At 29.1% G+C, this 12,140-nt stretch carries 12 protein-coding genes; 7 read left to right on the forward strand and 5 right to left on the reverse strand.

All coding sequences use genetic code 11. The features are described 5' to 3' along the window. Positions 1–4: 4 nt before the first annotated feature. The 3 genes from BW723_RS08625 to BW723_RS08635 form a co-directional block, all read right to left on the reverse strand. Positions 5–538 carry an inorganic diphosphatase gene (locus BW723_RS08625; protein WP_068355957.1) on the reverse strand — a complete coding sequence of 178 codons (534 nt, stop codon included), beginning with the start codon at positions 536–538 and terminating at the stop codon, positions 5–7. Positions 539–657: 119 nt separating this feature from the next. Continuing rightward, positions 658–3,168: a DUF5686 family protein gene (locus BW723_RS08630; RefSeq protein WP_068355955.1), complete on the reverse strand. Its 2,511-nt coding sequence runs from the start codon at positions 3,166–3,168 to the stop codon at positions 658–660. 141 nt (positions 3,169–3,309) lie between these two features. Beyond that, positions 3,310–4,287, reverse strand: a complete 978-nt coding sequence (locus tag BW723_RS08635) for a pyruvate dehydrogenase complex E1 component subunit beta (RefSeq protein ID WP_068355949.1) — start codon at positions 4,285–4,287, stop codon at positions 3,310–3,312. Between the two features lie 263 nt (positions 4,288–4,550). Here BW723_RS08635 and BW723_RS08640 point away from each other — a divergent pair, with 263 nt between their 5' ends. The 6 genes from BW723_RS08640 to BW723_RS08665 all read left to right on the forward strand — a co-directional run bounded on the left by BW723_RS08640 (position 4,551) and on the right by BW723_RS08665 (position 10,497). Further along, the gene (locus BW723_RS08640; protein WP_162274032.1) at positions 4,551–5,321 is read left to right on the forward strand and encodes a polysaccharide lyase family 7 protein; all 771 of its coding nucleotides are present in this window, start codon (positions 4,551–4,553) and stop codon (positions 5,319–5,321) included. Positions 5,322–5,468: 147 nt separating this feature from the next. Next, positions 5,469–6,215 carry an electron transfer flavoprotein subunit beta/FixA family protein gene (locus BW723_RS08645; RefSeq protein WP_068355944.1) on the forward strand — a complete coding sequence of 249 codons (747 nt, stop codon included), beginning with the start codon at positions 5,469–5,471 and terminating at the stop codon, positions 6,213–6,215. 120 nt (positions 6,216–6,335) lie between these two features. Continuing rightward, the gene (locus tag BW723_RS08650; protein ID WP_068355939.1) at positions 6,336–7,292 is read left to right on the forward strand and encodes an electron transfer flavoprotein subunit alpha/FixB family protein; all 957 of its coding nucleotides are present in this window, start codon (positions 6,336–6,338) and stop codon (positions 7,290–7,292) included. Positions 7,293–7,480: 188 nt separating this feature from the next. Continuing rightward, positions 7,481–8,092 carry a bifunctional nuclease family protein gene (locus BW723_RS08655; protein ID WP_068355937.1) on the forward strand — a complete coding sequence of 204 codons (612 nt, stop codon included), beginning with the start codon at positions 7,481–7,483 and terminating at the stop codon, positions 8,090–8,092. A 15-nt stretch (positions 8,093–8,107) separates the two neighbouring features. Beyond that, a complete protein-coding gene (locus BW723_RS08660) occupies positions 8,108–9,511 on the forward strand; it encodes a NupC/NupG family nucleoside CNT transporter (RefSeq protein WP_068355935.1) in 1,404 nt (467 codons plus the stop codon). A gap of 161 nt (positions 9,512–9,672) precedes the next feature. Beyond that, on the forward strand, positions 9,673–10,497 hold the full coding sequence (locus BW723_RS08665) for a thymidylate synthase (protein ID WP_068355933.1): 825 nt from the start codon (positions 9,673–9,675) through the stop codon (positions 10,495–10,497). Positions 10,498–10,566: 69 nt separating this feature from the next. On the opposite strand, the gene BW723_RS08670 is transcribed toward BW723_RS08665, so the two are convergent. Then, positions 10,567–10,863, reverse strand: coding sequence for an isoamylase early set domain-containing protein (locus BW723_RS08670; RefSeq protein WP_068355927.1), 297 nt, complete (start codon positions 10,861–10,863; stop codon positions 10,567–10,569). Positions 10,864–11,165: 302 nt separating this feature from the next. Here BW723_RS08670 and BW723_RS08675 point away from each other — a divergent pair, with 302 nt between their 5' ends. Continuing rightward, positions 11,166–11,654 carry a dihydrofolate reductase gene (locus BW723_RS08675; RefSeq protein WP_068355925.1) on the forward strand — a complete coding sequence of 163 codons (489 nt, stop codon included), beginning with the start codon at positions 11,166–11,168 and terminating at the stop codon, positions 11,652–11,654. Here the strand turns inward: BW723_RS08675 and BW723_RS08680 are convergent. After that, positions 11,651–12,085 (reverse strand): DUF6146 family protein, encoded by a 435-nt coding sequence (locus BW723_RS08680; protein ID WP_068355922.1) that lies wholly within the window; start codon positions 12,083–12,085, stop codon positions 11,651–11,653. The two genes, BW723_RS08675 and BW723_RS08680, sit on opposite strands and share 4 nt — an antisense overlap. Positions 12,086–12,140: the final 55 nt, after the last annotated feature.

The following is a 12,140-nucleotide window of genomic DNA, read 5'->3' on the forward strand; positions in this document are numbered from 1 at the left end:
ATTATTAAATGGTAAAAGTTCTTTTTTTCTTGTGTTCGCTTTCATCATAACGTTTTACACATTCATGATAAATATTTACAGCAGCTTCTGCATTTCCCCAACCACCAGTATCTACTTTTTTCTTTTCTAAATCTTTATAAACTTGAAAAAAATGTTCAATTTCCTTTAATCTGTGTGGGTTAATATCTGCAATATCTGTTTTTTTACTCCAAATAGGGTCAGAAACAGGTACACAAATTACTTTTTCATCTGGTCCTTTTTCATCAGTCATATAAAAAACACCAATTGGTCTTACTTCCATAACAACCATTGGGTAAGTTGGTTGATGACCTAATACTAAAACGTCTAATGGATCTGAATCTAAGGCTAAAGTTTCTGGAATAAATCCGTAATCTCCAGGATACATCATTGAAGAAAATAACATTCTATCGAAACGAATTTTGTGTAATGTAAAATCGTATTCGTATTTATTTCTACTTCCTTTAGGGATTTCTATTAGTACATCGAATGTAACTGGTTGCTTTTGTTCTTTGCTCATTATGTATTTTTAAATTTAACTGATTACAAACATAATGAATAAAGAGGTTTTTTCAATCGATTTAGAATAGAATTTACGCAATGGTTATAGTATTCGTAATTTTAATCTTAACAAGTAATTTAAAATTTAAAACGAATACCTGCTGTAATACCAAAGTTTCTAACTTCTGGTTTTTCTAAATAATTACCTCTAAAATTAAAGTCTACACGTAATAGCTTAAAAATATTAGACACCCCAACACTATATTCATAATAAGGTTCTGAGTTTGGTGCTATTAACGGAATTTCTATAGCGCTACCAGTGGTGTTAAGTGCCTTGTTTTGATCTGATAAACTTCCCCAAAATGTTTTAAAACCTACAATGGTTCTTAAATTGGTTTTTTTAAGAAACGGAATTCTAGAAAATAATCGGCCGTTAAAATTATGTTCTAAATGAAAAGAAGCATAAGTATCAGTTACAAATTCGTAAAAATCTAAAAGGTTAAAAGTATTATCGTAAATAAAGTAAGTTTGATTTCCTGGCGCTACACTTAAAAGAGATAAAGGAACTGCTCCATAAGTTTTACCTGTTTCTAAAGAAGTTTTTAATCTACCAAAACCACCAATTTCCCAAAGTCTAAAAAATGAAAATTGAACCTTAGTGTAATCAAAATCGCTGTTAAATGTGTTATTATATCCTTTGGTTATTTGTGTGTAAAATTGAGTATAATATGGGTTGGCTACTTCTCTGTGAACACCAAATCCAGACATTTTTCTTCCAGGATAAAATCCGACAGAAAAAATAGTTTCAAATTGATTTGTTTCTGATGATATTCCTGTTGGTGAATTCACATCATTATAATCTAAACTAAATGTATTAGATGCCGATCTTAGTGTTTTATAATTTGCAGATAATTTTAATTCGAAGTTTGGTTTTGGTTCTAAACCCAATGTAAAACTGGTTAAGTTTAACTTGGTTAATTTGTCATTAGTACCTGTACCTACTAAAGAAGAAGAGCCATCACTTTGCCCTAAAACATCTGTAGAAGCTGTAAGTGAAGCGCCTATTTGTTCTACATCATCTCTTTTACCAGCCGAAATTGTAAATCTATTTTTTTTGTTTAATAGCCATTTTGCTTGTACACCATATTTTAATTTTTGGTCCTTAAAACCATAAGCTCCATAACCTTCTACTCTAAATAAATCGTTTGCTGTTTTGTAAGTTCTACCACCTGCTCTTACACGTATACCTTCTACATCATTATAACCAAATGTTGAAAAAATAGGACCATAATCAAAATTTAAAGCTTCAATTAAAAAGTATCTAGAGTAGATAGATTGTCCTACTTTATTTATGGTTTTAAATTTTTTGACTGTTTTTAAAGTGTCTATTAGTTTATAAATACCTTGTTCATTTTTGCTTAATTCTTCGAACCTGTTTTCGTCCCAAAATTTTCTTGGTTTGTCGTATAAAGAATCGCTATTTGAGTTGTAAACTTTTTTATCGTAAAAATCTTTGTCTTTAATAGGCTTATTAAAAACATAATCTTTGTAAATAGTTGTTTTTTTACCATAAACTCCTCTTGATTTTTCTTTTTTAGAAAGCGAAAAATCAGACAAAAAATAATCTTTTTTTAGTACAAAAATAGAATCGTTTAACAATTTATATTCTTGTTCTATATAAACATCTTTTACCCAGTTTATATTTGCATTTTTTACAACTTGCAAATTAATTTTCTTTATGGCAAATGTGGTATCACTTACCCAAAAGTCTCCTTTAAAGGTGAGTTCATTTTTTCTTCTTGGATAATAAACTAGGTTGTAACTCCATTTTTTACCTATAAAAGCGCTATCAGCTAAGTAATAATTATAGTTGCTTATTCCTGTTTTAGATAAAGGACTCACAAAACTTTTATCAAAAATTTTAATATAATTATCATAGATATTATAGTCTGCATATAAATCATCGATATAAGCAATAAGTTCTTGATTATTGCTAAAACCAGAATTTTGATTAGCAACCAAAACATTTTTTTCTTTGTTTAAAGTATTGTCTCCATAAACATTAGATAAAGATTCGTTTAAAAAAATAGGCAGATAAGATTTACCTGTAATGTTAGAGGTATCTACATCTTCAAAAATAAATTCTAGATTTCTAAAGATTTTTTTGTCTTTTAATTTATCATCTATGGTATTTAAGTCAAATTCTACTTTCTGATATTTTTTAAACTCATATTGGTTAAAATGCTTTAATCCATTTTTACGCTTTTGAGCCCAAATTTTTCTAAGAATATCAATTGCAGGATTATTTTTTTTGGGTTGTTTGCCAGTTATTATGGTTATTTCGTTTAAAGATTCTTGTTCTTCTTCTAACGTAAGCCTTAAATTAAACTGAATATTTTGAACTAATTTATAGTTTAAGGTTTTATAACCAATAAAAGAAACGCTTATTTCTGGCCAAGTTTTATCAGATTCTAAGTAAAACGCACCATTATCATTGCTAGTTGTACCCTCAGTAGAGCCTTTAAATTGTATATTACAATAAGGTAGAGGTTCGTTATTTGTATCTACAACAATACCTTTAATTTTAGTTTGTGCTAATAATGAGGTGGTTATGAGTAAAGTAAATACTAAAGTTAATTTAAATTTCATGTACTTTTAAATGTTCAAAAGAACAAATAAAGAAACAGTTTTTTCTTTATAAAAAGTTAAAAAACAAATTATTTTTTACCATAAAAAAAGGCCTTTTTGATTTCTCAAAAGACCTTTTAAATATTTGTTTAAATTCAGTTGCTATAGGTATAACACTTCTTTAACTGCTTTAACTACATCATTAGAATTTGGTATCCATTTTTCTAATAAAACTGGAGAATAAGGTGCAGGTGTATCTGCAGTAGTTATTCTTTTAATAGGAGCATCTAAATAATCGAATGCTTGATCTTGAATTCTATATGTTATTTCTGAAGCAACACTAGCAAATGGCCAAGCTTCTTCTAAAACAACTAATCTATTTGTCTTTTTTACTGATGTTAAAATCGCTGCATGATCCATTGGTCTTACAGTTCTTAAATCAATAATTTCTACAGAAATATTTTCTTTAGCTAATTCATCTGCAGCTTTGTAAGCTTCTTTAATAATTTTTCCAAAAGAAACAATAGTTACGTCTGTACCTTCTCTTTTAATATCTGCAACACCAATTGGTATAATGTATTCTCCTTCTGGGATTTCCATTTTATCACCATACATTTGTTCAGATTCCATAAAAATTACTGGATCATCATCTCTAATAGCGGCTTTTAATAAACCTTTTGCATCATAAGGATTAGATGGCACAATAACTTTTAAACCAGGTGTATTAGCAAACCAATTTTCAAAAGCTTGCGAGTGAGTTGCACCTAATTGACCAGCAGAAGCCGTTGGTCCTCTAAAAACAATTGGACAATTGAACTGCCCACCAGACATTTGTCTAATTTTAGCGGCGTTGTTTATAATTTGATCAATTCCAACTAAAGAGAAGTTAAAAGTCATATACTCAACAATTGGTCTGTTACCATTCATAGCGGAACCGATTGCTATACCTGCAAAACCAAGTTCAGCAATTGGAGTATCAATTACTCTTTTTTCACCAAACTCATCTAACATTCCTTTACTAGCTTTGTAAGCACCATTGTATTCTGCTACTTCCTCACCCATTAAATAAATGCTTTCGTCTCTTCGCATTTCTTCGCTCATTGCTTCGCAAATAGCTTCTCTAAATTGAACTGTTTTCATTTGTTTTAATTAGTAGTTTATTTTGAAAAACAAAAGTAAGAAAAAATGATGTAACGAAAACACTTGTTAGTTATATAAATCTTTATATTTTAAGATGTTTTATGCTTACTTCATATATAAATTAATATTTTAAATAATTTTGATTTTTAACTCTTTTATAATTCCTTATATTCTTGGTTTTTGGTATGTGTTTTGATGTTTATATAACTCTACAAAGTTTATCTTTACAAAGAATTAAGAATAATATAAATACATTTTTACCTATGATTAATAATCGCTTTTTATCGCTATTTGTACTTTTAGTTTTTTCTAACCTTATAATCCATTCACAAGAATTATCAGAAGATAATTGTAAAGTTTGTACTGTTTTACCTGGTTCTGTTGATGAGTTTAAAAGTGCTTTAATAGATTCTAAATTACATTATTATACAGATAATGGTAAAACTAAATTAGATTTAAAAAAAGCTGAAGAAATCTGTGATGCCAATTATTTCTATACTTGTAACGGCTTAATGTTTTTAATTTCTACCGGACAAAAAAATGATAGAACAGAAATAAGACAAGATAAAAATCTTAGTTTAAATGATTACAGTGCAATGCATTTTATTGCAAAATTTGAAAATGTACCAGATACAAACTCAAGAAAAGGAGTTACAATTGGTCAAATTCATAACGATACTAAAGGAGTAAAAAGACCTTTATTAAGAGTAGAAATTGCTGGCGGAAATGCAATTAAAGTAATTGTTACAGATAGTTATATTAAAAATGAAGGGAATGTAGAGAATGATTTTTTTACATCATTTAAAGAAAAAGATGAGGTAGAATGTAAAATAGAAATCAATGATTCTGATGATAAAATTACCGTTTTTGTAAACAATCTTACTCAAGATAAAAAAGAATCAAAAACTTATAATGTAAGTGATTTATGGAAAGAAATGGATGGTAATTTCTATTTTAAAGCAGGGGCTTATACTCAGGTTTCAGGTCCAAAAACAAAAGTGAGTTACAGTAAGTTTCAGTTTGTTTATGAATAAAGATTTATATTGATAAAATCATTTAAAATAAGTCTCAATTTTTAAGGGATTTACTTTTATTTCAAAAAATTTATTATGCGTGCATAGTATTTTTTAAAAAAAAGACGTAGTTTTGTAACAGATAATTTTAAACTAAAAATAGAATTTATGAAAATATTGGTATGTATTAGTCACGTTCCAGATACAACTTCAAAAATTAATTTTACTGAAAATGATACAAAGTTTGATACAAATGGAGTACAGTTTGTAATCAATCCTTATGATGAGTTTAGTTTAACAAGAGCAATGTGGTTTAAAGAAAAGCAAGGAGCAAATGTAACTGTTGTTAATGTGGGTAATGCATCTACAGAACCAACTTTACGTAAAGCTTTGGCTATTGGAGCAGATGATGCAATTCGAGTAAATATGGATGCTACAGATGGTTTATCTGTTGCAAAACAACTTGCAGAAGTAGTTAAAAATGGTGGTTACGATTTAGTTTTAGCAGGTAGAGAATCTATTGACTATAATGGAGGTATGGTTCCTGGAATGTTAGCTGCTTTAGTAGATTTTAACTTTGTTAATGGTTGTGTAGGTATGGAAATAGATGGAACTTCGGTTACTGCAACAAGAGAAATTGATGGTGGTAATGAAACTTTAAGTACAGCTTTACCTTTAGTAATTGGAGGTCAAAAAGGTATTGTAGAAGAAAAAGATTTACGTATACCAAATATGCGTGGAATTATGATGGCGCGTAAAAAACCTTTAAATGTTGTTGAGCCTGTTGCTACAGAAAGTGCGACTTCTATAGAATCGTTTGAAAAACCAGCACCAAAAGGAGCTGTAAAATTAGTAGATGCAGATAATGTAGATGAGTTAATTAGCTTATTGCATAATGAAGCAAAGGTGATATAATTGTAAATTATATCGTTCTGAATTTGTTTTCAGAGTTCAATAAATTAATAAAAATCTTTTAGCGTAGTTTTTAAGTTTGATTAAAAATCTACTGTCTAAAAATCTAAAATTTAAATAAATATGTCAGTTTTAGTTTTTGCAGATTCAGCAGAAGGAAAATTTAAGAAAAGTGCTTTCGAAGTAGTTTCTTACGGAAAAAAAGTTGCTGAACAATTGGGAAGTAATTTAGTTGCTCTAACCATAAATGCTAATAATAACGAAGAATTATATACTTATGGTGCAGAAAAAGTAATTGCTGTATCTAACGACAGTTTGGCAACTTTTAATGCAAAAGTTTATGCATCAGTAATTAAACAAGTTGCAGAAGCACAAGGCTCATCAGTAGTTATTTTAGACTCAAGTATAGATACTTTGTATGCAGCACCAATTTTAGCTGTAGGTTTAGATGCAGGTTACGCATCTAATGTTGTGGCTTTACCAAGTGCTACAAGCCCTTTTACCGTAAAAAGAAAAGCTTTTTCTAACAAAGGATTTAGTAATACAGTAATATCAACAGAAAAAAAAGTAATAGGAGTTGCTAAAAATTCTTATGGAGTTTTTGAAAGTCCTGTGGATGGTTCTACAGAAACTTTCGAAGCAACAATTGCAGATTCTGGAGTAACATCAATAAAAGTAGAAAGAGTTACAGGTAAAGTAACTATTGCAGATGCAGATATAGTTGTTTCTGCAGGTAGAGGTTTAAAAGGACCAGAAAACTGGGGAATGGTAGAGGAGTTAGCAGACGTTTTAGGTGCTGCAACTGCTTGTTCTAAACCAGTTTCAGATTTAGGTTGGAGACCTCATGGAGAACACGTGGGGCAAACAGGTAAACCAGTTGCATCGAATTTATATATTGCAATAGGTATTTCTGGAGCAATCCAGCATTTAGCAGGAATTAATGCATCAAAAGTAAAAGTTGTTATAAACACAGATCCAGAAGCACCTTTCTTTAAGGCTGCAGATTATGGTATTGTTGGTGATGCTTTTGAGGTAGTTCCTAAATTAATAGAGAAGCTCAAAGCTTTTAAGCAAGCTTAATTCAAATATTCAAACATAGTTTTTTAATGAAAACCTATTAGTTTCATAGCTAATAGGTTTTTTCTTTTTAGTAAAAACTATTAAAATTAAAGGAGTAATCTATTATTTTTATTAAATTGTGCCCTCTAAATAAGTGGTAAATAATATCTGTTTTTATGGATGCTACTTTTTAGATTTGTAGAAGATATATGAGTTTAATACTACTAACCATCAAAGGAATTTCTTACAGTCAAACACAAAGTGGTGCATATGCATTAGTTTTGAGTGAAATGCAAGGAACAAGAACTTTACCTATTATTATTGGTGCTTTTGAGGCGCAATCTATTGCAATTGCTTTAGAAACAGAAATTAGACCTCCAAGACCATTAACACACGATTTATTTAAAACTTTTTCAGACACTTTTGCAATTACAGTAAAAGAAGTTATTATTCATAAATTGGTAGATGGAGTCTTCTTTTCTAGCTTAATTTGCGAAAGAGAAGGTAAAGAAGAGGTTATTGACACTAGAACTTCGGATGCAATTGCAATTGCTGTTCGTTTTAATGCACCTATTTATACTTATGAAAATATTTTAGATAAAGCAGGTATTTATTTAAAAGTTGAAGAAGAAATGGCTATTGAAAACAAACAAGAGTCACAAGAAATTCCGATAGATTTTGAGTTAGAATCTTCTGATGATAAGAGCGATTTCTCAGCCTTATCTTTAAGTGAATTAAATAACCAATTAAACAATGCAGTTGATAATGAAAATTATGAATTGGCAGCAAAAATAAGAGACGAAATTAGTAAACGTTCTTAAAAAAATATCTTCATTATGAAAAAAACACTCATTGTTTTACTTTGTTTTTTCTCAGCTTCAATCTTTGCTCAAGATGCTGAAACTTTAGTAACAACTACAGAAATAATACCTAGTCAAGGTTTTTCAATTACAAGTTTATGGAGAGGAATTCTTGGTATGTTTGTACTTATTCTGATAGCTTTTTTATTTAGCAGTAATAAAAAAGCCATCGATTGGAAAAAAGTAGGTATTGGTTTAGCTTTACAGTTATTAATCGCAATTGGAGTATTAAAAGTTAGCTTTATTCAGAAAATATTCGAATTTATTGGTAGTATTTTTATTGAAATTTTAGAATATACAAAAGCAGGTAGTGAGTTTTTATTTGCTGGTATTGTTGCAGATACAAATACATTTGGTTACATATTTGCTTTTCAGGTTTTACCAACTATCATTTTCTTTTCGGCATTAACTTCTTTATTGTTTTATTTAGGAATCATTCAGAAAGTAGTAAAAATATTAGCAATTGGTTTGTCTAAATTTTTAGGTATTTCTGGTATGGAAAGTTTGTCTGTTGCTGGTAATATCTTTTTAGGTCAAACAGAAGCGCCACTTTTAATAAAGGCTTATTTAGAAAAAATGAATAAGTCAGAAATGCTTTTGGTAATGATAGGAGGAATGGCTACAGTTGCAGGTGCTGTTTTAGCAGCTTATATTGGTTTTTTAGGTGGTGGAGATAAAGCTTTAGAACTAGTTTTTGCAAAACATTTATTAGCTGCTTCTGTTATGGCAGCTCCTGGTGCAATTGTAATTTCTAAAATATTATATCCACAAACAGAAGAAGTAAATACAGACGTAACTGTATCTCAAGAAAAAATAGGATCTAATATTTTAGATGCAATAGCAAACGGAACTACAGAAGGTTTACGATTGGCTGTAAATGTTGGAGCAATGTTATTGGTTTTTGTAGCTGTAATTGCAATGATTAACGGAATTTTAGGTTGGGCAGGAGAAGTAACAACTTTAAATGAAATTATAGCAGCAAATACAGGATATGATAAGTTTTCTTTAGAGTTTATTTTAGGTTATATTTTTGCACCATTAATGTGGTTAATTGGTGTAGCATCAGAAGATATGGCTTTAATGGGGCAATTATTAGGTATTAAATTAGCTGCAAGTGAGTTTGTAGGTTATATACAATTAGCAGAATTAAAAGACGTTGCAAGTGCAACACATCTAACATTTAATAAATCTATAATTATGGCCACTTATATGCTTTGTGGTTTTGCAAACTTTGCATCAATAGGTATTCAAATTGGTGGTATTGGGTCTTTAGCTCCTGGTCAGCGTAAAACATTATCAGAATTTGGAATAAAAGCATTAATTGGGGGTACAATTGCATCACTAATGTCTGCAACTATTGCTGGGATGATTATTGGATAATTGACACTATAAATAAAAGTTTTTGTGTTATAAAATAGTTGATAACTTTAAAATATCATCTATAAAAAACTACGAATAAAACCTTAATCTTTTTCTATTTTTACAAACAGTTTTTTCTAAAAAGCTTACAAGAATAATCAATTAAACGCACGCGCATTTTTATGAAACAATATCACGATTTAGTAAAACACGTTTTAGAAAACGGAAATGAAAAAGGAGATAGAACAGGAACAGGTACAAAAAGTGTTTTTGGGTATCAAATGCGTTTTGATTTAAGTGAAGGTTTCCCTATGGTAACAACAAAAAAACTTCATTTAAAAAGTATTGTTTACGAATTACTTTGGTTTATAAAAGGCGATACAAATATTAAATATCTACAAGAAAATGGTGTTAGAATCTGGAATGAATGGGCAGATGAAAAAGGAGATTTAGGGCCAGTTTACGGTCATCAATGGCGTAATTGGAATAGTGATGAAGTAGATCAATTAAAAGAAGTTATTGAGACTTTAAAGAAAAACCCAAATTCGAGAAGAATGTTGGTTTCTGCTTGGAATCCTTCTGTATTACCAGATACTTCAGTTTCATTTTCAGAAAATGTAGCTAATGGTAAAGCAGCTTTACCTCCTTGTCACGCATTTTTTCAATTTTACGTTTCTGAGGGTAAATTATCTTGTCAGTTATATCAAAGAAGTGCAGATATATTTTTAGGAGTTCCTTTTAATATTGCGTCTTACGCTTTATTTACAATGATGATTGCTCAAGTTTGTGGTTATGAAGCAGGCGAATTTATTCATACTTTTGGTGATGCTCATATTTATAACAATCATCAAGAACAATTGAAATTACAATTGTCTAGAGATATTAGGCCATTACCAAAAATGAAAATGAATCCATCTATCAAAAATATCGAAGACTTTACTTTCGATGATTTTGAGCTGTTAGATTATAATCCGCATCCACACATAAAGGGTGCAGTTGCAGTTTAAAAGAAACAAAAAAGAGCTTTCAAAATTTAAAATTGAAAGCTCTTTTTTTATTTTATCATAATAAGTTAATTATAAACTTAAAACACTGTTATCTGCTCCAGCAAAATCGCTCCAAGCAAAACTATCAGCAGCTTCTTCGTTTACATATTCACCGTCAACTAGATATTTAAATTCGTAAGAATTACCAGATTCTAAATCAACAGTTCCTTTAAACGATCCATTTTTTAATTTTTTAAGCGGCATTGCCTCTACATTCCATTCATTAAAACTTCCTACAACTGCAACACTTTTAGCTTCTTCAGCTGGTACAGTAAAAGTTACTTTACAAACTGGTTTACTTTTTAAAAATTGTTTTTTAATTGCCATAATAATTAGGTTAAATTATACTGTAAAAATATAGAAGAACTTCTTTACAACAAACACAATTTAACAATAAGATTAAAGAATTATCAGTTTAATAATATCAGCATATAATTTATTTAAAATTGTAAATAAAGGTATTGCTTATTTGTAGTTCTTATAAAATTGATGTATGTTCTTTATACTTGATTTTCAGGTATTTTAAAACTAAAACGTATTCGTGTAAGTAAAAAGTAGTTTAAAATTAACCGAAAACATCAATTTAAAGAAACATTTCTGTTATTTTTGTGTAAAATGATGAGGATTATATGATTACAATTATAGCTGCAATTGCAAAAAATAATGCATTAGGAAAAGACAATGATTTAATCTGGCATTTGCCTGCAGATTTAAAAAGATTTAAAAAAATAACTACAGGTCATTCTATTTTAATGGGTAGAAATACTTTTGAATCTATTGGTAAACCTTTACCAAACAGAACCACTGTAATTATTACTAGAAATAAAAACTATGTAAAAAATGATTGTTTAATTGCTAATAGTTTAGAAGAAGCTTTAGAGTTGGTAAAAGAAGACGATCAGATTTTTATAATTGGTGGTGCCCAGGTATATACATATGCTTTAGAAAATAACTTAGTAGATGCTTTAGATCTTACTTTGGTTCACGAAGAGTTTGAAGCTGACGCTTTTTTTCCGGAAATAGATACCAAAGTGTGGAAACAAGTAAAAAAAGAAGATTTTAAAGCAGACGAAAAAAATAAATTTGATTATAGTTTTTTACGTTTCGAAAAAATCTAGTTAATTCTATTCGTTCTAAATCCGCCACCTAAATTCATTTTATATTTTCGTTGTGCAAATAAAAAGTAATTGAATAATTTATAATTTACCTCATAACCATAATCTACTGTTGGTTGGTAATCGATAATGTTTTCATAAATACTTGCGTTAAACTGATTTGGAGTTCTGGCTCTTTGATTCCAGGTTACTACCCAAGCTCTATTTCTTGCCTCTAAATATTGTTGAGAATAAAAACCTTCTGGTTTTGCAATTGAATTTAAAAAGTTGTTAAAACCAATATCAATAATTGTTATTTCATATTCTAAACTATCATTTGCAATAACAACAGGTTCTTCTTTTTGAACTGGAGTTTTATTTATAGGTGATGATCCACAAGCCCAAAAAAAGACACTAACTGCGAATAGTACTAGTATTTGTTTTAAAGTTTTCATAATATCTAAATATATTAAATTTATATAAGTTTTTTGTTAAAAACGGATAATACAT

It is taken from the genome of Polaribacter reichenbachii (assembly GCF_001975665.1).
GTDB lineage: Bacteria > Bacteroidota > Bacteroidia > Flavobacteriales > Flavobacteriaceae > Polaribacter > Polaribacter reichenbachii.